At 50.6% G+C, this 19,603-nt stretch carries 19 protein-coding genes; 16 read left to right on the top strand and 3 right to left on the bottom strand.

Features of this window, described 5'->3' with window-relative positions:
- Positions 1–37 precede the first annotated feature (37 nt).
- The 9 genes from I8U17_RS12450 to I8U17_RS12410 all read left to right on the top strand — a co-directional run bounded on the left by I8U17_RS12450 (position 38) and on the right by I8U17_RS12410 (position 9,123).
- Complete coding sequence (locus I8U17_RS12450) at positions 38–1,516, top strand: CD3337/EF1877 family mobilome membrane protein (protein WP_033099523.1); 1,479 nt, start codon at positions 38–40, stop codon at positions 1,514–1,516.
- Positions 1,517–1,559: 43 nt separating this feature from the next.
- Positions 1,560–2,126 (top strand): hypothetical protein, encoded by a 567-nt coding sequence (locus I8U17_RS12445; protein WP_198056079.1) that lies wholly within the window; start codon positions 1,560–1,562, stop codon positions 2,124–2,126.
- Positions 2,110–3,237 carry a peptidoglycan DD-metalloendopeptidase family protein gene (locus I8U17_RS12440; RefSeq protein WP_198059485.1) on the top strand — a complete coding sequence of 376 codons (1,128 nt, stop codon included), beginning with the start codon at positions 2,110–2,112 and terminating at the stop codon, positions 3,235–3,237. The genes I8U17_RS12445 and I8U17_RS12440 overlap by 17 nt, the downstream gene beginning before the upstream one ends.
- A gap of 63 nt (positions 3,238–3,300) precedes the next feature.
- Positions 3,301–5,934 carry a helicase HerA domain-containing protein gene (locus I8U17_RS12435; RefSeq protein ID WP_198059484.1) on the top strand — a complete coding sequence of 878 codons (2,634 nt, stop codon included), beginning with the start codon at positions 3,301–3,303 and terminating at the stop codon, positions 5,932–5,934.
- 105 nt (positions 5,935–6,039) lie between these two features.
- Positions 6,040–6,339, top strand: a complete 300-nt coding sequence (locus tag I8U17_RS12430; RefSeq protein ID WP_033099520.1) for a hypothetical protein — start codon at positions 6,040–6,042, stop codon at positions 6,337–6,339.
- A gap of 151 nt (positions 6,340–6,490) precedes the next feature.
- On the top strand, positions 6,491–7,627 hold the full coding sequence (locus I8U17_RS12425) for a type III polyketide synthase (protein ID WP_198059483.1): 1,137 nt from the start codon (positions 6,491–6,493) through the stop codon (positions 7,625–7,627).
- Positions 7,624–8,160 (top strand): isoprenylcysteine carboxyl methyltransferase family protein, encoded by a 537-nt coding sequence (locus I8U17_RS12420; RefSeq protein ID WP_033099519.1) that lies wholly within the window; start codon positions 7,624–7,626, stop codon positions 8,158–8,160. The genes I8U17_RS12425 and I8U17_RS12420 overlap by 4 nt, the downstream gene beginning before the upstream one ends.
- 143 nt (positions 8,161–8,303) lie before the next feature.
- Complete coding sequence (locus tag I8U17_RS12415) at positions 8,304–8,876, top strand: S1 RNA-binding domain-containing protein (RefSeq protein ID WP_198059482.1); 573 nt, start codon at positions 8,304–8,306, stop codon at positions 8,874–8,876.
- 28 nt (positions 8,877–8,904) lie between these two features.
- Positions 8,905–9,123 carry a hypothetical protein gene (locus tag I8U17_RS12410; protein WP_033099518.1) on the top strand — a complete coding sequence of 73 codons (219 nt, stop codon included), beginning with the start codon at positions 8,905–8,907 and terminating at the stop codon, positions 9,121–9,123.
- 90 nt (positions 9,124–9,213) lie between these two features.
- On the opposite strand, the gene I8U17_RS12405 is transcribed toward I8U17_RS12410, so the two are convergent.
- From I8U17_RS12405 to I8U17_RS12395, 3 genes are all read right to left on the bottom strand, one after another.
- Positions 9,214–9,585, bottom strand: coding sequence for a type II toxin-antitoxin system RelE/ParE family toxin (locus I8U17_RS12405; protein ID WP_033099517.1), 372 nt, complete (start codon positions 9,583–9,585; stop codon positions 9,214–9,216).
- Entirely contained in the window at positions 9,582–9,905 is a 324-nt protein-coding gene (locus I8U17_RS12400; RefSeq protein WP_033099516.1) for a hypothetical protein, read from the bottom strand. The genes I8U17_RS12405 and I8U17_RS12400 overlap by 4 nt, the downstream gene beginning before the upstream one ends.
- Positions 9,906–10,044: 139 nt before the next feature.
- The gene (locus tag I8U17_RS12395) at positions 10,045–11,532 is read right to left on the bottom strand and encodes an FAD-dependent thymidylate synthase (protein ID WP_033099515.1); all 1,488 of its coding nucleotides are present in this window, start codon (positions 11,530–11,532) and stop codon (positions 10,045–10,047) included.
- A 201-nt stretch (positions 11,533–11,733) separates the two neighbouring features.
- On the opposite strand from I8U17_RS12395, the gene pdxK reads away from it, so the two are divergent.
- The 7 genes from pdxK to I8U17_RS12360 all read left to right on the top strand — a co-directional run bounded on the left by pdxK (position 11,734) and on the right by I8U17_RS12360 (position 19,478).
- Entirely contained in the window at positions 11,734–12,549 is an 816-nt protein-coding gene (gene pdxK, locus I8U17_RS12390; protein WP_033099514.1) for a pyridoxine/pyridoxal/pyridoxamine kinase, read from the top strand.
- Between the two features lie 390 nt (positions 12,550–12,939).
- Positions 12,940–13,941 (top strand): ABC transporter ATP-binding protein, encoded by a 1,002-nt coding sequence (locus tag I8U17_RS12385; protein ID WP_198056074.1) that lies wholly within the window; start codon positions 12,940–12,942, stop codon positions 13,939–13,941.
- Complete coding sequence (locus I8U17_RS12380; protein WP_033099512.1) at positions 13,919–14,884, top strand: ABC transporter ATP-binding protein; 966 nt, start codon at positions 13,919–13,921, stop codon at positions 14,882–14,884. Before I8U17_RS12385 ends, I8U17_RS12380 begins: the two co-directional genes overlap by 23 nt.
- A gap of 80 nt (positions 14,885–14,964) precedes the next feature.
- Positions 14,965–16,572 carry an ABC transporter substrate-binding protein gene (locus I8U17_RS12375; protein WP_198056073.1) on the top strand — a complete coding sequence of 536 codons (1,608 nt, stop codon included), beginning with the start codon at positions 14,965–14,967 and terminating at the stop codon, positions 16,570–16,572.
- 81 nt (positions 16,573–16,653) lie between these two features.
- A complete protein-coding gene (locus tag I8U17_RS12370) occupies positions 16,654–17,664 on the top strand; it encodes an ABC transporter permease (RefSeq protein ID WP_033099510.1) in 1,011 nt (336 codons plus the stop codon).
- A 24-nt stretch (positions 17,665–17,688) separates the two neighbouring features.
- Positions 17,689–18,576, top strand: a complete 888-nt coding sequence (nikC, locus tag I8U17_RS12365) for a nickel transporter permease (RefSeq protein WP_198059497.1) — start codon at positions 17,689–17,691, stop codon at positions 18,574–18,576.
- A 119-nt stretch (positions 18,577–18,695) separates the two neighbouring features.
- Positions 18,696–19,478, top strand: a complete 783-nt coding sequence (locus I8U17_RS12360) for a TIGR00266 family protein (protein ID WP_033099599.1) — start codon at positions 18,696–18,698, stop codon at positions 19,476–19,478.
- Positions 19,479–19,603 lie beyond the last annotated feature (125 nt).

Here is a 19,603-nt window from a genome sequence, read left to right as displayed (position 1 = left end):
GCTTATCAACGAGAATGAAAAAGAAGGGGAACGGTTCATGAATCTTAGGAAAAGAAAGTGGGGGGCCGTTATCGCCCTGGTTTTGGCCATGGCGATGACCGTGAACGCAGGGGTTGTCTTTGCTGCCGACAGCACGTCCCAATCGTCGGACGGATATAGCCTGATCAGTGACCTGCTGACCATTTTTCCGCAGGATGAGATCAAAAAGGCGCGGGCCCAAGGGTATGACGTGAAGTTTGCCAAGTATTTTCCGAGTCAATATAAATTGGAAATTTACACCGAAGATGCTTCGTTTCTGGATATTGATAAGAATGTATCAAATGGCGCCTATACCTTGATGAATGAAGTGAATAACTTTATCTGGCAGGCGCTCCTGTCGTGGAACTTTACCGTGATTTTGGTTGTGGAAAACGCTTTTTCCCTGAATGTGGTGGATCAGTTTGCCACTGCGGTGCAAAAAGCGGTGCAGCAGTTGGCCGGCTTTACGGGCACGGGCTATGGAAGCCAAGGGTTGATGGGGAATTTTCTGCTGTTGATGATCATTCTCGCCGGTGCGTACATCGCCTACAAAGGCATGATCAAAAAGAAGACGACCGAAGCGCTCAACGGGATGTTGACCACGATTGCCGTATTGATTCTGGGTCTTGTCTTCTTTGCCAACGCCGGAGGAGTGATGCGGTATTTTAACGATATCAGCAGCGGTTTGAGCCAGGAGGTGATGGGAGTCGGGCTTGATTTTCAAAGCGAGCTGTCCGGCAACCAGGTTACCTACCCGGCCGATGTCTCGTCAATGGTGATCGCCGACAAATTGTATAACATGATGGTTTATGAACCTTACATCATGTTGCAATATGCCAAAACATCAAGCGACCAGCAGATGACCCCGGAACGCGTCAACAAGATTTTGGCCCACCAGCCGGGAAGCGAGGCGCGAAAGCAGGCGGTAATGCAGGAGGCCAAGGGAGATCCGGCGGCAGGGATCAAACCAAATCCCATGGTGACCACTGATGGGGTATTTCAGCGGTTAACTTTGCTCCTGCTGTTGTGCGTCGCCCACTTTATCCTGGGATTGCTTTTTTTCATCATTGCCGGCGCGATGATTGTGTATCAGTTTATGTTTGTTCTCACTGCCTTATTTGCGCCGTTTGCCTTTTTGATGGCCCTGTACCCCGCCTGGTCCAGCGTGGCTGTCAACTGGTTTAAAAGATTTGTCGGATATCAGTTGATCAAGCTGATTATCGGGATTTTTTTCAGCATGTTGCTCACTATTTCGCAATTCCTCTATCAGATGAGTCCGCCGCAAAAGGTCGGATATGTCTGGACGATCGCGATGCAATTGATTTTGGTTGTCGGCGTCATCTGGAAGCGGAATGAACTGTTCAGCATCATGAAAGTCCCGGTGGGTAAGGTAGAAAACTTTACGGGTGAGCTGAATATCAAGATGCCGATGGATTATGTCAATAAATATACAACGAACTTAAGGTCTAAAGTGGGCAAAATCAAATTCCGAAGATAAAAGGCGATCGAACCGGATGGGATTGTGAAAGGAGTGCCGGCAAATGTTTCAGACGGATTTGCCCAGCCACCGCCGCCGTCTCCTCGTTTTTGTGCTGGTTGTGTTTCTCGTGGTTGGTTTTGCCGTGCGCTTTGTATTGGTGAAGCTGGGCTGGACAGACCAGCCCCGGCCGACTGCAACGGAACCAAGTGCACCTTCGGCAGAACCGTCGGAACCGGCGGCAGTCTCCTCACTGCCCCCGGAGGAGCTCAGTGCCGTGACTGAAACAGCCAATCGCTTTATCCGAGCTTACACGACGATCGATTTCAGTGACCGGTCCAAGTGGCTGCACGCTTTGGATGGATTGACCGGAAAGGAATTTTATCAGTATTTGCAGGAAGAGGCGACAGCCCGTCCTGCCGATGGTTTGACAGCGACTTCCTTTGGCAAGATTGAACGCCTGCAATGCAGCGGAAGCGGATTGACGGCTTCCTGCATCGGCGCAGTGGTTGTACAGGAACAGAAGGGGCAACAATTCACGCCTGTCGAAAGGGTGTATCAACTGTCACTCGCCAAAGAGGGTGAGCATTGGGTGGTGGAGGAGGCGGAAGTACGTGGAGACTTCGACTGAATCCGCTGTGCTGACCGAACGGATCTACGGGGCTGTTCATGACCGGATTTCTTCCAAGGTCAAGTGGGTGATCCTGAGCGCGGCGGCCGTTTTCGCGGTTATGTTCTTTTTCGCTGTCACAGTGTTTGGCACGATTTTCACGAGTTTGTTCATCAGCCAAAACAGAGCTTCATCCGCTGATCCTTATGCGCAGTGGGAAGTGTCGCAGGGGTTCCCGCAGGCAGCCAAAAAATATTTGCCGATATACCAAGCGGCAGGCAAAAAGTACGGTGTCCCCTGGCAAATTTTAGCGGCAATTCACAAGGTGGAGACGGATTTTGGCCGGAATCTCAGCACAAGTCCGGTTGGGGCCAGAGGACAAATGCAGTTTATGGATAAAACCTGGCTGGGTTGGCGCTATCCAGGCGGAAGCAAATTGGGGGATTTGCCCGACTCCGTCAACCTGACCGATCCGCGCCTGATCCAAAAGTATGGCGGATACGGTGTGGATGCCAATGGTGATGGAAAAGCCGATCCCTATAATCCTGAGGATGCGATTTATGCGACGGCCAAATACCTGGCTGCCAATCACCAGCCTGGAGAAGACTGGTTTGCGCGCGGAGGTGCGGTTTGGCAGTACAATCACGATTATGAAAATTATGTATTGAAAGTGAAAAGTTATGCCGAACAGTTTGCCCATCCGGTGGTGACCGGGGCAGGATCCGGCTTGGCGACCGGGCAATTGGCCTGGCCTGTGTCTGGAGGGCGGATCACCTCGACATTTGGAACCCGGTTTGATCCAGTCAAAAAGGTGGTTCAGCTGCATAAAGGAATCGATATCGGAGCGCCGCTGGGAACACCGATCTTGGCAAGTGACGGAGGAGTGGTCATTGAATCGAGGGTGTCCAGCGGTTACGGCTGGATTATCGTAATCGATCACGGAAATGGTTGGCAGACTCTTTATGCCCATATGTATCCCGAGCATGTGAAAGTGCAGGTCGGGCAGAAAGTGGGTAAAGGGCAAGTGATTGCCGAGGTTGGTTCAAACGGATGGAGTACCGGGCCGCATTTGCATTTTGAAGTGCATAAAAACGGACAGTTGATTGATCCGCAACTGCTTTTGAGACGATAAAAGGGATGAGACACAGAGAGGGAGAATTTTCCTGTATCATTTATTAGGAAAGGCGGGGTTTTGTTGTTCCCTTGGAATAATGTTCCAAAAGGCGGAGACGATATCTTCAGCAAAATAGCCAAATGGTTTTTTTATCTTCTCGTCGGTTTTGCGGTGTTCATCGGTGTCTTGTATCTGTGGAAGTTATTGGCGAACCTCTTCCATGAACAGAACCATGCAGAGCGAGCGACATCAGCGATCGGAAATTTGTTTTCATGGTTGGGAACGGCTCTTTTGGCATTGCTTCCGATTTTGCTCATCCTGGCGATTCTGGGTCTGCTGGCCCTTTTTGGCAGCCAGCTGTTTACACGGTCCCATTACCGCAAACGGGCTGAAAAAGGGGTGAAATATCTCCGCATTTTGCCGGCGGACGATACGCAGTTGGATCTGGACAAAATCTCCGAGCTGACACGGACGTTCGGCGGGATGATCCGCCCGATCCGCATGCGCCTGAAGTACGGACGGCCTTGGTTTCGCCTTCGCTTTGCCATTCCGCCGGACAGCAACGAAATCGGCATTTACATGGCGTATCCGATTGACAAGGAAAACAGCGTGAAGGATACCCTGCGCAGCGTCTATCCATCGGCCGAACTGCACGATATCACGTATGACCAATTTCCGCAGCCGCAAAAAGGCGGATCAGGCGGGCATTTCATCTTTCAACTCGGAAGGAGCAAAGGATTGCCCCTGGCCTCTTTGCAGCAAACCAAACAAAGTCAGCTGGGTAGTATTTTAAACTGTTTGCGCCCTGGTTCGTATCTGGATTTGCAGTTTGCTCCGGTCAGCTGGAAAGAGTTGGAGGAACGTTCGGAAGATGCAGTGGACAGTCTGAAAAACAAGAGGATGAAGGATATGGATCCGGAAGAGCGGATGCGGCGGGTCAGTCTGATGCAGCGGTTGACCGGTCGGGAATTGACATTCCATGTTCGCCTGTCCTTGTGGTCGAACAGCAAAAACGCGGTGTCGGTCATCCGTTCAACCGCCGAATCGGTGGAAACGGCAATGAAATACGACGGATCGATTCGCTTTATCCGCCATGACTGGTGGAATCCGCTTTCCGATGCCAATCTGATTCCCATCCCTTTTCCCTTTACGATCATGACGTGGACATGTGATGAAATCGCCAACTTATTCCATCTGCCGCCGGCCAATCACTATATTTACCAGGAACCCAAGGAAGAAGGACCAGATGCGCGCGGTTTTATTGTTCACCTTCAAGCAAACCAGCGTTCCCTGAAAGCCGATGAATTGAATGAAGGCGTGCTGATCGGGAAGGTTCATCACCCGCTGGAAAAACGGGAATTGCGCGTTTCGTATGATCAATTGAGTAAACACTTCATCCTGACGGGGGCAAGCGGGATGGGGAAATCCAGTCTGGCAGTCGAGATGATTCAATCGATTTTGGATGAATGGTTTGAAGATCCGGAGCAGAATCCGGGTTTTACCATTATCGACCCGGCGCGGGAGATCATTCCCATCATTGAAAACCGCTTGCGGATCGCTGAGCGGTTCGGTGTCAAAATCCCCCGTGAGAAAATCCATCATTTTAATTTGTCTCATGACACCACTCATGTTCCTGCACTCAATCTGTTTCACAGGGTAAAGAATCTGCCCACGAACCAGATCGCCCAACAGATCGCCACCGTTCTGGTAACACGGGAAGAGGATGAAGAAGCCTTGATGCGTACCAAGCGTTTGATGGGCATGGCCGTTCAAAGTTTGCTGGAAGATAACCAAACCCACACGATTCTCGGAGTGGACGATCTGTTTCGAAATCGAGACTTTCGGAGAAAAGTTGTCGGAAATGTGCAAGATCCCTATGTAAAAAGGTTTTGGGTAAACGTTGATGAAAATGAGCTGAAAAAAGAAGCGGAACCCGTTTTGGACCGGGTGGAGCGGATCCTGCAAAACCCGACGCTGCGCCGTTTGTTCTGCCAGAAAGAAATGAGTCTGGATATTCGAAAATATATGGAAGAGGGACATATCGTTCTTGTTGACATGTATGGACTGAAAGATTTTGATCTGCGGGTGACAGCCGGTCACTTGCTCAATCAGTATTATCAGGTGGCACGAACGAGGCCGACCGGGTCCAAGTTTCACCTGATGCTGATCGATGAAGCCCATATGGTGCAGATTCCTCTGATTACTGAAATTTTGATGGAAGACCGCAAGTATTCATTTGGCATCGGTTTAATCACCCGCGAGATCGACCAGTTTGAAGATGAACAACTGATGCAGGCGATTCGCTCCAATATCGGCATGGTGCTCAGCTGCGGCCAGACGGAAGGTTCCGACGAAGTGGAAAGCCTGACCCGCAAACATGTCAAAGCGTCGTTCGTGGAGCGATTGCCCGTACGGCATGCGGCTGTTTACATTCGTACGAAACGCAGGCAGCGGAGCGATGTCACAACCTGCGTTGTCTCCAATGAACCTCCTTATGTTTATCGGATTGACGGCAAGAAAGCCGATCATCGCACGCGGGAGAAAGATGAGGCGATGAATTGGGGGCTGGAATGGGGACTGGAAATCATGCAGGCTTCGGATGAAGTCCGTCCCATCGAGAGCGTGGACAGGGAGATCTATGACTATATGAACGAAAATCTCAACTTTGACAACTTAAGGGACGAGCGGGATGACCGCTCGCAAACTGCCAACTAGGATTTTTCTTTGATCAGCCGGCCTGAGACAGGAACCTGGCTATTTACACTTTGCCTGGCACAGGCCGGTTTGTCTCTATTTTACTTAGAAAGGGAGAGGAGCCGATTGTTTCATGTTTTTAGAAATATATTAGGTCTACTTAAAGACTTGTTTCATATAATTGAGATCATATTTTTGGCCTTTGTGTTTTTTGATTTGATCAATTCTCTTTCATTGGGAATAATCGTCTTGTTGATTTTGTTAATTGCCGCTTTCTTTTTTCATAATATTAGTAAAGCAGTGGCATGGGGGATTGTCGGCTTTTTAATTATCCCTGGCGGGGTTTTACTGAAATTGGTGATGGCTGTGTTGTTTGGCGGTGTTCGGTATCTGATCGGACATGGCTTTCGCTTTTTTAAAAAATAGTTGGCCGGTGGCTGTTATGATCGCAAAAGGCATCCGGACGGGATTTGATCCGGGTGCCTTTTTTTGATTTTTAAAAGCAAAACGATTGACTGCATAATTAGCAGAGGAAGGAAAAAAATAACATTAAAGACGGAGTTGAAGGTGACACGAAATGCCCAGATTGATTGCGATTGGGACGGCGGTTCCCGAGTATGAAGTGAAACAGGAAGAGGTACGCGCCTTTGCCAAAAAGTTGTTTGGTCCGTCCTTCCAGAATATTGACCGGTTTTTAACTGTATTTGAAAATGCCGCAATCGATCGGCGAAAATTTTGCAAACCGCGGGAATGGTTTGAGCGCAACCATTCCTTTGCCGAAAAGAACCAAGCTTATGTGGAATCGGCCATCGCTCTGGGAGAGAAGGCCATCCGCTCCTGTCTGGACAAGGCCGGGATCGGACCGGAACAGATTGATCATCTGTTTTTTGTGTCGACGACCGGGATGTCCACACCTAGCATTGATGCTCATTTAATCAACCGCCTGCAAATGTCCGGCTCCATGAAGCGAACGCCCATCTGGGGGCTGGGCTGTGCCGGCGGTGTAGCCGGTTTGGCACGTGCGTATGAATATACCAAGGCGTTTCCGGAGGCAAATGTTCTTTTGCTCGCTGTGGAGTGCTGTGGTTTAACATTCCGGAACCGGGATCAGTCCAAAAGCAATTTGATCGCCACCTCGCTTTTTGCCGATGGAGCGGCAGCAGTGCTGGTGGCCGGTGATCAGGCCGCAGGTTGCTTTTCCGAAACCGGGCCGGAGATTTTGGACAGTCAGAGCATGATGTGGCCCCATTCCCTTGACGTAATGGGGTGGGATGTGGAGGATGACGGATTAAAGGTTGTGTTTTCCCGGGATATCCCTGCATTGGTGCGGGCAAGGGTGCGTCCGGTCGTCGATGCTTTTTTGCTGCGCCATGAGCTTGATTTGAGCAATATCGGCACCTTTATCATGCATCCGGGCGGCAGGAAAGTGTTGGAGGCGTATACAGAAGCGTTTCATACAGAAAAAGAGAAGCTGAAAATGTCTTATGAAGTTTTACGGGATTATGGGAATATGTCATCCGCCACCGTGCTGTTTGTCCTGGAAAAAACGGTGACGCAAGGAGGGTGGACGGGAACGAACGGATTGATGGCAGCGATGGGGCCGGGCTTCAGCCTGGAGATGGTGTTGCTGAAATGGGAACCGAACCTGCCGAACCTGTTCATTTCCGGACGATTGGTTGCAGAGAATGAAAAGATGAAGGAAGAGGTTAAATGAAGTTGGACGGATCCCTGTTACTGCTGATTATTTTGCTCGGACAACGATGTTGGGAACTGCGGTTGTCCCGGAGAAATGCCCGTTTGCTCCGGGAAAGGGGGGCGGTGGAAATGGCGGGAAGCCATTATCCGCTCATTGTGCTGATGCATCTGCTCTTTTTTGCCGGAATTCTGGTGGAGCATTTTTATCTTGGGAGCAGAGCGCCGCAATGGTGGCCGATCCCTTTTTTCTGCCTGGTGCTGGTACAGGGACTGCGCTTCTGGAGCATTTGCTCGTTGGGAACGTTTTGGAATACGCGCATCTTTGTCATTCCGGGAAGCCGCCCGCTAACAACCGGTCCTTACCGCTGGATGCGGCATCCCAACTATGTGGTGGTAATGCTCGAATTCATTTTGATCCCCATTTTGTTCGGTGCGTATGCCACCATGGTTTGGGCTTCGCTTCTTAATGCTTTTATTCTGTTTCACATTCGCATTCCTGCAGAGGAAAAAGCGTGGAAAACACTGGGAGGTCAATCTTTGAGCAGGGGGTGACCCTTATGGCCGGACCGGCAAGGGAATGGAAAGAGACCGGCAGAAGCTGCTTGTCACTTTTTTGATGGATGGAAAAGAAACATTGCCAATGAAAGCACTTTCAGGTTACAATCATAATCAACTCACCAAAGGAGGGGGCAGACATGGCCAAGCCATATGATTTGGATGAACGCATTTCAGAATATATAAAAAAATCTTCGCCGTCGAAACTGGTGCCGCAATATCAAGTCGGCAGTAAAGTAAAGGTGAGGATCACCCGCCTTGTTGATTTTGGTGCCTTTGTTGTTACGATGGACCCTTTTGCCTTGTCGGGATTAATCCATAACCGCCATATCCCCAAAGAGCAGGAATTGCATGTTGGACAGGTAATCGAGGCAAAGGTAAAGGAAGTGAAGGAAGATAATAAGATTGAATTTCGCCTGGATGAAAATCTGACGGTTCATGAAGCTTTTGCTGACCTTGAAGTCCTTAAGGAGAAGCTGCCCGACCATAGCTCGAAGGTGCAGCCGCCTGATGAGACAAAGGAAATTATTCATTTCCTGTCCAAGGAATTCGGCATTATCTCCGATGAATCAAAAAAGAAAGTAGAAGAAATGGTTAATGAGGTGGGGGTGTTCCGGTTTACATTGTCGATGATGAAAATATTGCCGGTTTTTAAGCGGGATTTGGTTTATCATTTTCTTAAAGAAGTGGAACAAGTGAGGGATTCTCTTTAACAAACGAAAGATCGAATTTTCCCGTCATATGCGCGAGCGTTTGGCCCAGCGTTTGGGAAAGGATTGGAGCGGGAGGGAGATCGAACAAGTCATTCGGGACAGCCGTGTGCTCTTGGAAACCAAAACGCATCTCTATCTTTATCACGAAGGGTTGGATCTGAGATTTCCCTGTGTCAAGGATGGTGAGACTTGGGTTGTGAAATCGGTCATCGTTCAGGGCATGGGGATGGAAGCGCAAGAAGAATAAGCAAAGAGACAAAATCCGCCTGACAGGGCTCCTGCCGGAGTGTTTTCAGGCGGATTTTATGCTTTTTGATTTGCTTCCGTCCGCATTTTGTCATTCCCCCCAATCAATCAGATTCCGTTTTCGGGCGCGTTGGTAGACATCGTGTGGATTTTGCGGCCGTTGGGCGAGGCGTAAGCCGACTGCGAGAAAATAAATCGTGTTTTCTTCGGGATTGAAGCGGTAGATCAAGCGAAGATCGGGGCGCTGTTTTCTGCGGGGGCGGGCGACGGAAAAAAATTTTTTCTTGTAATATCCGGTTAAGGGTGCATATTTAAGCGGCGCAGCTTTGAAGGGATGACGGATGACCTGGTCGATGGCGCGGTCGATCTGTTGCAGGCATTCATTAAAACGCTTTTTGTTCATCATGGATGCCAACAAGGAAAGGTCTTCGGAAAAAAGGGGATGATATACCTCTTTAATCATGTAGAAGATCCTTTCTCCATTGAACGTAAGAATTCCATTCTCGGCGTATGATTCGGTTTCTCCAGCCAATTTTCTTTCGGCAGTTGCAGGCGTTCGCTCAGGTTATGGGCCAGTTGGATATCCTCCTGCATTTCTTCCAGTTCCTCCAGACGGTCCACCAGCTGTTCATAGGTATCAATATCAAGAATGACGGCTTTGAGCTCATTATTATGGGTGAGGCCGAGTTTCTTGAAGGAGCGGAGCATTTCGTTGAACAATTTATTCTTGTTGATCGCCTGAAGGTCGTTGGCTGATATAAATGCTTCAAATAATTTTGACATGGAGGGAAGGCCTCCTCTCTGTTCTCATTACTTATATTATAGCGTTTGGCAGGGAAAAGAGGCAAAGCGGAAGGAAAAAATCTGTTTTCAACATTCGTCTTATAAAGGGAAGGGGGTGCCTCTCTGCACCCGTCTTCCCTCAGGCGGAAGGCATCCGCCGTTGTGCATACTTGGCGAGAATCGGTTGGTTTGCCTTCAGTTCTTTCAGAAGCTGTTCAAAGGTCGCCCGGATATCCCATTGTGCTTCCGGAGAGGTGCGCAAATTGATCAGATGGTACAATTCCCACAGGCTGACTGTCGCAAAGATTTGCCGGTGATGGCTGTTTGTAACCAGATAGGGAGCCGCTTCCGGACAGACAGAAGCGATCGCGTTGAATCCTTCTTCCACTTCTTCGAGCAGGGCTTGGAACATTTCGCTGAGACCGGCTTCGGACACATGAGGGGGAATGGTCCGGCCCAAACGGATCGTGGGCTCGCCGAAGCTGAAATGGGTGCGGCGGTTGTGGCGCAGCAATTGATGCCAGTTGGCTTCGGAAACGACCATTTCCATTTGGTAGGTGAGATGGTCAAATTCGCCGATCGGATTGTCGAAAAAGCGCAGGTGAACGAGGGCCTCTTCGGCGATCTGTTCCAGTTCAGCCGATGTGTACCTGTTTGCGCGGGCGCTCGCTTCTTCATACGAGAGCGGACTCTGGCTGATGAGGAGCGCAGTCGCCAGTTTGCGCAACGCGTCTTCGTAGGCCGGCATCGAAATGAAACGGGCATGGGGACCACTGACCGGATGCCGGGGGAGCTTGCTTTGCGCAAAACGCAATTGGAGTGCTTCCCTGGTTTTCAGCAGATATTCGTTCGGTTTTACGTATTTGAGCAGGGTGGGGATCACCTGGCTGATCTCTCTCTCCATTGCCCGCGCCAATTGACGCGATTCAGCATGAGGGCTGGATAATAGCCGAACCAGCGTATCGCGGAGAGCGCGTCCGTTTCCAGTCAGCCCCAGGTTGGTCAGGGTGGCTAACGTCAACACATAACGGGCATCTTCAAATGCGATTTTTTCAATGCGGGAGCGATAGGCCCGCTCGGATTCATGTTCTGACCGCGGAAATTTTTGCGGCAGGAACTGCATCAGACCGTGCATCAGTTTTTCATAGGTGTCATATGCTTTTTCGTTGATGGAGATGAAACGCGCTTCGAGATCGGGATGGGCCCTGAGCTCTTGCGGGATATAAAAATCGCCTCGTTTGGGACGCTGATAGCGCTGGCTGTATTCGGTAAAGCTGTTAAACGAGTTGGCCAGTTCCAGTTCGGCCGAAGCAAGGCGGCTGATTTTTTCGATTCCGATATGGGCGACAGCGTGTTCCGCCACACTCGAATGCCCGTAGCCAACCACCCATTTTTCGTGGAAACGGGCGGCTTTTTCGGAATAAGTGCCTGCAAGTCCGCCTGCATTTACGCCGACCGCCAATTCGTCGTCGGCCAGCAGTTTGGCCAAATTTTCCCGGAAGCTGGCCGGGCTCCGGCTGACATAAGCAAAAATGACGGCGATCACTTCTTCCGGCAGGTTGTAGATGGCATAAACGTTTTGATCCAAATTTGAGACATAACGTGAAAGATCGATTTTGTCGCTCATTTTTATCCCTCCATCGTCCATGCCTTTCATTCTATCACGCCCATCAGGATTGGGGAATCGCCAATCGCGGCCGGAACCGGAGGAGGATGGATTTCCCATAGCGGGGAAATGCATGGTTTACGTTGACGGAATCATCGATTATGATGGGGTTAAATGATAATAGACAAACATGAGGTTACAGCATGGAAAGGGCCGATTTTGATGACTAAGCCAGTGAAAGCATTAACCATTGCCGGTTCGGACAGCAGTGGCGGAGCAGGCATTCAGGCCGACTTGAAAACATTTCAGGAACGCGGGGTCTATGGCATGACTGCGCTGACCACGATTGTGGCAATGGATCCTGACCAGGATTGGAACCATCAGGTATTTCCCGTTCCGATCCCGACCCTGAAAGCTCAGTTGAAAACGATATTGCAGGGAATCGGGGTGGATGCGCTGAAGACGGGGATGCTCGGATCGGTTGAAATCATTGAGATTGCCGCAGAGGTGATCGCATCGCAAAATATTCCGGCCGTCGTCGACCCGGTGATGGTCTGCAAGGGAACCGATGAGGTGCTTCACCCTGAATTGGCGGATGCATTAAGGGAAATTCTCGTTCCCAAGGCGACTGTTGCCACTCCCAACCTGTTTGAAGCCGGACAGCTCAGCGGACTGGGGGCGCTGAACACGGTGGAGGATATGAAAGCCGCCGCGCAAAAGATCTATGAGTCGGGGGCGAAATATGTCCTGGTAAAGGGCGGCGGCAAATTGCAGCATGAGAAGGCCGTCGACGTATTTTACGACGGGGAGACGTTTGAAGTCCTGGAGAGCGAACGCATCGAGACCACTTATACACATGGGGCGGGGTGCACTTATTCGGCCGCAATTACGGCAGAACTGGCCAAGGGCAAATCGGTCAGGGAGGCAGTGTTCACGGCCAAAGCATTCATTACGGAGGCAATTCGCCATGGTTTCCCGCTGAACCGGTTTGTGGGCCCTGTTTTGCATATGGCGCACCGGTTGCACCAAGGAAAATAACATCCCGAGCCGGCACCGATTCTCCGATGATCTGGGGATCGGTGCTTTATGTTTTGCCCGGGTGAAATGACTGTGATCATTCGTGGACTTTCCGGGAAAGCCGTCAAGGATCGAAAACGGTACGGTTTTGAAGATTAGCACCCGCCATTTTCACAGCTTAAGGGAAGAGCAAAAAAATGATGCCGGGGGAAGCTCGTCCAGTTATGTTTAACAAATGATGGCTGGTGACGGTTGGCAGCCGCTGGCTTTATGACGCGGGTAAATAAACTATTTTCCTACAGAAGGTTTTTTTGATTTGTAGATAGAATATAATTAATTGACATTATTTTTATACATTATAAAAAATGATTAATAGATAAATGGTTCAAACTATAATCCGAGGTGATCTCTTTGGCCCAACCTGTTTTGGAAATTAAGCACCTGAAGTTGCATTTTTTTACGGATAAAGGCGTGGTCAGGGCGGTGGACGGGCTGGATCTTACCGTGCAAAAAGGCGAGATTGTCGGCTTGGTTGGAGAATCGGGATGTGGAAAAAGTGTAACCTCACTGGCGATTATGGGGTTAGTGCCAAAGCCCCCGGGCAAAATTGTTGATGGTTCCATTATTTTTGCGGGGCAAGATTTGACTAAGTTAAACAATAAACAGATGCGTCAACTTCGCGGCAAAGAGATCGCCATGATTTTTCAGGAACCGATGACCTCGCTCAACCCGCTGTTTACAATCGGGAACCAACTCATCGAAGCCATTCGCACCCATGAGAAGATCTCCAAAAAAGCCGCCAGGGAGAGGGCGCTGGACATCCTGAAAAAAGTGGGCATTGCCCGCGAAGGGGTATTGGATGAGTATCCGCACCAGCTGTCCGGGGGAATGCGCCAGCGGGTGATGATCGCCATGGCCATGGTGCTGCGCCCGCGCCTGCTGATTGCCGATGAACCGACGACCGCGCTCGATGTGACCATTCAAGCGCAAATTTTGGATTTGATGAAATCCTTGAATGAGGAATTCGGCACCTCGGTTTTGTTGATCACCCATGATTTGGGAGTCGTGGCGGAAATGTGCGACCGCATTATCGTGATGTATGCGGGGCAGGTGGCGGAAGAAGCAGACCAGAGGCGCCTGTTTAAAAATCCCGCTCATCCCTATACACAAGGCCTGTTAAAGTCGATTCCCAAACTGGACGAGCAAAAGAAGCGGCTATACGCCATCCCCGGGCAAGTCCCCAGTCCGTTCAATTTGCCCGCCGGTTGCCGCTTTGCCCCGAGATGTGAATTTGCAATGGAGATCTGCCGCAAAGAGGAACCTGAAATCGTGAAAGTGGATGAAAAGCATTTCAGCCGCTGTTTCTTGAATCAAAAGGAGGCAATCGATCATGGCGCTCATGAGCGTTCGTAACCTGAAGAAAACATTTCCGATCCGCGGCGGCATTTTCGGCAAAAAGATTGGAGAAATAAAGGCCGTTGACGATGTCAGTTTCACTGTGGAAAAAGGGGAGACACTCGGGCTGGTGGGGGAGAGCGGTTGCGGCAAATCCACCACCGGACGGACGATACTCCGACTGTATGAGCCGACGGCGGGCGAGGTTGAATTTGAAGGAAAGTCGATCTTGCAATACTCTCCGGAAGAGATGCGAAAAGCGCGGCGGGAAATGCAGATGGTGTTTCAGGATCCGTTTGCTTCTCTGAATCCGAGGCAGAGAATTGGGAAGATTTTGGAAGAACCGCTTATCGTTCATGGACTGGGAGGAGCGAAGGAACGAAAAGAACAAGTGGAGGAACTGCTGAAGGTGGTCGGGCTGGACAAGTTTCACATGAACCGTTACCCACATCAGTTCAGCGGCGGCCAGCGGCAGCGGATCGGCATTGCCCGCGCGCTTTCCACCAAGCCGAAACTGATCGTTGCCGATGAACCGGTATCGGCATTGGATGTGTCGATTCAGTCGCAAGTGCTTAATTTGATGATGGATTTGCAGGAGCAATTTGAACTTACCTATATCTTTATCGCTCATGATTTGAGCGTGGTGAAACATATCAGCACCCGGGTCGGCGTGATGTATCTGGGACGGATGGTGGAACTGGCCGGACGGGACGAGTTGTATCGCAATCCGCTTCATCCTTACACCCAGGCCTTGATGTCCGCCGTGCCGATTCCCGATCCGGATGCCGGGAAGGAGCGAATCATCCTGTCCGGCGACGTGCCCAGCCCGGCCAATCCGCCGCTCGGTTGCGCGTTTCATCCGCGCTGCCCCTACGCCATGGATGTCTGCAAAGAAGTCCGTCCGGAGATGAAAGATGCAGGCGGCGGCCATCAGGTTGCCTGCCATCTGCTTGATCAATAGTTTGAAAAGGAGGTGAGTCGCCAAAGGGATCGTCCGGCAATCCAAAAACATGATGAATCCATTTAAAGGAGGATGCTTATATGCCAAAACGGCTTTGGATATTCTGTTTCACTTTTATTCTGGTTTTATCATCATTTTTAGCGGGATGTTCCAACAATAAAGCGGGCAGCCAGGAAAAAACCTTGATCTATGGCCGCGGAGCCGACTCCAAACTGCTTGATCCGATTCAAGTGACGGACGGCGAATCCCTCCATGTCACTGAACAGATTTTTGATACGCTGGTCAGATATGAACCGACATCGACCAAGGTGGAGCCGTCTTTGGCGGAGAGCTGGACAACTAGCCCTGATGGCTTAAAGTGGACGTTCAAACTGCGCCAAGGCGTCAAATTTCAGGACGGAACCCCGTTTAACGCTGATGCCGTCGTGTTTAACTTCGAGCGCTGGATGGATAAAAACAACCCCTACCACAAAGGAGGGGAATTCCCTTACTTCGGTTATATGTTTGGCGGATTCAAAGGGGATAAAGGTGCAGTTATTAAAGATGTCAAAGCATTGGACGAATACACGGTTGAGTTTGATCTCAACTATCCGCAGGGCCCGTTTTTGAGCAACCTGGCCATGTCCCCGTTTGGCATTGCTTCGCCGACCGCCATCAAAAAGGAAGGACCTGAACAATTTGCACAAAAACCCGTGGGAACCGGTCCCTTTGTCTTCGTGGAATGGAAAAAGAACGATCATATTACGTTGAAGAAAAACAAGGACTATTGGCGAAAAGGTTATCCCAAGCTGGAACAAGTGATTTTCCGCTCCATTCCGGATAACACCGCCCGCTTGACCGCGCTGAAATCGGGAGATATCGATATCATGGACGGCCTGAACCCGAACTCGGTCGGACTGGTGAAAGGGGACAGCAACCTGCAACTGTTTAACCAGCCGGGGATGAATGTGGCTTATCTGGCTTTTAACACTCAGAAGAAACCGTTTGACAATCCGAAAGTGAGACAGGCGCTCAATTATGCCGTCAACAAAGAAGGGATTATCAAAAGCTTTTATTCCGGTCTGGCCGAACCGGCGGTCAATCCGATTCCTCCGTTTATGTGGGGCTATAACGGCAAAATCAAGGATTATGAATTCAATCTTGATAAAGCGAAAAAACTCTTGGCTGAAGCGGGCTACCCCAATGGTTTTGAAGTCGATTTCTATGCTCCGACCGAACCGCGCCCCTATCTGCCGGACGGCAAAAAAGTAGCGGAGTATATGCAGGCCGACTTCGCCAAAATCGGCGTAAAAACGAAAATCGTCACCTATGACTGGCAGACGTACCTGGACCGCACCGGAAAAGGGGAGCATTCGATGGCTCTCTTCGGGTGGAACGGGGATAACGGCGACCCGGACAACTTCCTGTACGTGCTCCTCGACAAAGACAATACGCGTACGCCCGATGCGGGAAACATCGCCTTCTATAAAAGCGATCCGTTGCACGATCTGTTGATCAAGGCGCAGCGTTCCAGCGATCAGGAGGAACGGACGAAACTTTATCAGCAAGCGCAGGAAATCATTAAAAACGATGCGCCGTGGGTACCGCTGGTTCATGCGACCGTACCTTATGCAGCCAAAAAAGAAGTAACCGGGTTTATCCCGCACCCGACCTCAACGCTCTACCTGGAAAATGTGGATTTGAAGTAAAAGATCGGGCCAGGAGTGGCATTGCTCTTGCGTGGGGCAATGCCACTTTCGACATAGCCAACAACGAGGTGGAAGGAAACGATGTTAGCCTATACAATTCGCCGGATTTTCATGCTGATTCCCGTCCTCATCGGGATGTCGCTCGTTACGTTTGCCATCGTCCATGCGATTCCCGGAGATCCGGCAAAAACCATTGCCGGGGAGAAAGCGTCTCCGCAGGAGTTGGCGGAAATCAGGCATAATCTGGGACTGGATCAGCCTTTTTACAAACAATATTTCCTTTATGTCAATGATTTGCTGCATGGAAATTTGGGTACTTCCCTCATCACCCATGTCCCGATTTCCGAAGAGATTCAGCCCTATCTGGCTGCGACGGCAGAGCTTTCGCTGGCGGCGATGGCGATTGCCATCTTTTTTGGTGTTAATCTGGGAATTTTATCGGCCTGGAGACAAAATTCATGGCTGGATTATTCCGGGATGGTGGTTGCTCTCCTCGGTGTCTCGATTCCGGTCTTCTGGCTGGGTTTGATGGAGCAGTGGCTGTTTGCGCAGAAGCTGGGAATATTTCCTTCCAGCGGACGAATTGATCCGCGCCTCGGCTTTGAGGGATTTTCGGGATTTTATGTGCTTGATTCCCTGTTCAGCGGAGATTTCACCGTCTTGGGAGATGTGATGATGCATTTGATTTTGCCGGCAGTCGCGCTGGGAACGATACCGATGGCGATCATCGCCAGGATGACCCGGTCCAGTGTGCTGGAGGTGCTCCGCTCCGATTTTGTGCGGACAGCCCGCGCCAAGGGATTGTCCGAATTTTGGGTGGTGTACAAACATACGTTGAAAAATGCCTGCATCCCGGTATTGACGGTGGCCGGCTTGCAAATGGGGTTGCTGCTCGGCGGTGCGGTCTTGACGGAGACGATTTTCAGTTGGCCGGGAGTGGGGCGGTATATTTACGATGCGATTGGGCAGCGCGATTACCCGGTTATTCAATCCGGCATTCTCGTGCTGGCGACGATTTTCGTGGTGATCAACCTGCTGGTCGATCTGATTTACGCTTGGATCGATCCGCGCATTCAATACGGGAAGGATTGATGTTCCATGCCATCATTGCCGGAGATGAATGAAAATTCTTCTGTCACATCGATCGATTATGCCCCCTCCATCCATGAATCGCCAGTCAGGTATTTTTTGCGGGCATTCTGGCGGCATCGTTCGGCCGCGATCGGCAGTGTCATCATTATCCTCTTTATTTTGCTGGCTGTGTTTGCTCCTGTCATCACCCCGTATCAGTATGACCAGCGCAGCAGCGCCTTATTGGCTTCACCTTCGGCCAGCCATTGGTTCGGGACGGATGATATGGGGAGGGATATTTTTACCCGCGTCATTTACGGAGCGCGCATCTCACTTCAAGTCGGTTTTTTTGCGATTGCCGGTTCGATTGTGATCGGCAGCTTCCTCGGCCTGATTGCCGGTTACTACGGCAGATGGCGGGATACGATTATCTCCCGCATTTTTGATATTTTGCTCGCCTTCCCCAGCATTTTGCTGGCCATTGCCATTGTGGCCATCTTGGGGCCGGGGTTGAACAATGCGATGATTGCCGTTGCCGTCATCAATATTCCCGCCTTCGGACGGCTGATGCGGTCACGCGTGCTGTCGGTCAAGGAAGAAGATTTTATCCTGGCGGCACGGGCCATGGGGATGAAAAACAGCCGGATTTTATGGAAACATATTTTGCCCAACTGCTGGTCGCCGATCTTGGTGCAGGGCACATTGGGATTTGCGACAGCCGTCATTGAAGCGGCCGCTCTCGGCTTCCTCGGATTGGGTGCACAGCCGCCTCAACCCGAGTGGGGGACGATGCTGTCCGATTCCCGCGAATTTATTCAATTGGCTCCTTGGACGATGATTTTTCCGGGACTGGCGATTGTGTGCACCGTACTCGGTTTCAACCTGTTGGGAGATGGCCTGAGGGACTTGTTTGATCCGAGAATGAAAGAATAGGGAATGAAGCGGTGAAATAGGTTAAAATAATAGCGTGAAAAATGCAGGCAAAGGGGCGGAACAGCGGAGGTTCCATTGCCGTTCTCAAAAAAGATCGCGATTTCAAGGAGCTGACTGAATTGGCCCAATCACATGAGATCGAATACCGCATTTATGGCGATGACATGCAGTGCGTGGAAATCGAGCTGGACCCGGGTGAAAGCGTGATCGCTGAAGCGGGCGGTTTAATGATGATGGAAGACGGAATCGAGATGGAGACCATCTTTGGCGACGGGTCTTCGTCCAGTAAGGGGCTTGTCGGCAAACTGTTCGGTGCGGGCAAAAGGCTGTTGACGGGCGAAAGCCTGTTTATGACTGTGTTTACCAATGCGGGGCAGGGGAAAAGGCATCTCACCTTTGCTGCCCCGTATCCCGGAAAAATCGTTCCGTTTGACCTGGCTGCCCTCGGGGGCAAGGTAATTTGCCAGAAGGATGCCTTTCTCTGTGCGGCGAAGGGGGTCTCAGTCGGTGTTGAATTTCAGCGGCGGCTGGGAACCGGATTTTTTGGCGGGGAAGGCTTTATTATGCAAAAACTGGAAGGGGACGGACTCTCATTTATTCACGCCGGCGGCACGATTGTGGAGAAGGAACTGGGGCCGGGTGAACTGCTGCGCGTCGATACGGGATGTCTGGTTGCGATGACGCCGACGGTCGATTATGACATCCGCTTTGTCGGGGGATTCAAAACGGCCCTGTTCGGCGGGGAAGGCCTCTTTTTCGCGACATTGAAAGGGCCGGGGAAAGTGTGGATTCAATCGCTGCCGTTCAGCCGGCTGGCCAGCCGCGTTTTTGCTGCCGCCAATTACGGAAAAAAAGATGAGGGAAGTATTCTTGGAGGTCTGGGTAACCTGTTTGAAGACTAGAAAAGCTTGTGCCGAAATCGGGCACAAGCTGAGGTTGTTGACAAAGAAGGTCAACAGCCTTTTTTGTTGAAAAGGTATAAAAAAACATTCCGAAGGAAGGTTTCTATGTTCAGGACGAATTCATC

It is taken from the genome of Thermoactinomyces sp. CICC 10521, from assembly GCF_016055135.1.
Taxonomy (GTDB): Bacteria; Bacillota; Bacilli; order Thermoactinomycetales; family Thermoactinomycetaceae; genus Thermoactinomyces_A; species Thermoactinomyces_A daqus.
Note: the sequence above shows the minus strand (reverse complement) of the source record. Positions and strands in the feature narration are given on the sequence as shown.

Bases quoted from the DNA above. Each gene is read 5' to 3' on its own strand.
- I8U17_RS12450 (WP_033099523.1), top strand. From the start codon at position 38: ATGAATCTTAGGAAAAGAAAGTGGGGGGCCGTTATCGCCCTGGTTTTG.
- I8U17_RS12445 (WP_198056079.1), top strand. From the start codon at position 1,560: ATGTTTCAGACGGATTTGCCCAGCCACCGCCGCCGTCTCCTCGTTTTT.
- I8U17_RS12425 (WP_198059483.1), top strand. From the start codon at position 6,491: ATGCCCAGATTGATTGCGATTGGGACGGCGGTTCCCGAGTATGAAGTG.
- I8U17_RS12420 (WP_033099519.1), top strand. From the start codon at position 7,624: ATGAAGTTGGACGGATCCCTGTTACTGCTGATTATTTTGCTCGGACAA.
- I8U17_RS12415 (WP_198059482.1), top strand. From the start codon at position 8,304: ATGGCCAAGCCATATGATTTGGATGAACGCATTTCAGAATATATAAAA.
- I8U17_RS12410 (WP_033099518.1), top strand. From the start codon at position 8,905: ATGCGCGAGCGTTTGGCCCAGCGTTTGGGAAAGGATTGGAGCGGGAGG.
- I8U17_RS12405 (WP_033099517.1), bottom strand. From the start codon at position 9,585: ATGATTAAAGAGGTATATCATCCCCTTTTTTCCGAAGACCTTTCCTTG.
- I8U17_RS12400 (WP_033099516.1), bottom strand. From the start codon at position 9,905: ATGTCAAAATTATTTGAAGCATTTATATCAGCCAACGACCTTCAGGCG.
- I8U17_RS12395 (WP_033099515.1), bottom strand. From the start codon at position 11,532: ATGAGCGACAAAATCGATCTTTCACGTTATGTCTCAAATTTGGATCAA.
- pdxK (WP_033099514.1), top strand. From the start codon at position 11,734: ATGACTAAGCCAGTGAAAGCATTAACCATTGCCGGTTCGGACAGCAGT.
- I8U17_RS12380 (WP_033099512.1), top strand. From the start codon at position 13,919: ATGGCGCTCATGAGCGTTCGTAACCTGAAGAAAACATTTCCGATCCGC.
- I8U17_RS12375 (WP_198056073.1), top strand. From the start codon at position 14,965: ATGCCAAAACGGCTTTGGATATTCTGTTTCACTTTTATTCTGGTTTTA.
- I8U17_RS12370 (WP_033099510.1), top strand. From the start codon at position 16,654: ATGTTAGCCTATACAATTCGCCGGATTTTCATGCTGATTCCCGTCCTC.
- nikC (WP_198059497.1), top strand. From the start codon at position 17,689: ATGAATGAAAATTCTTCTGTCACATCGATCGATTATGCCCCCTCCATC.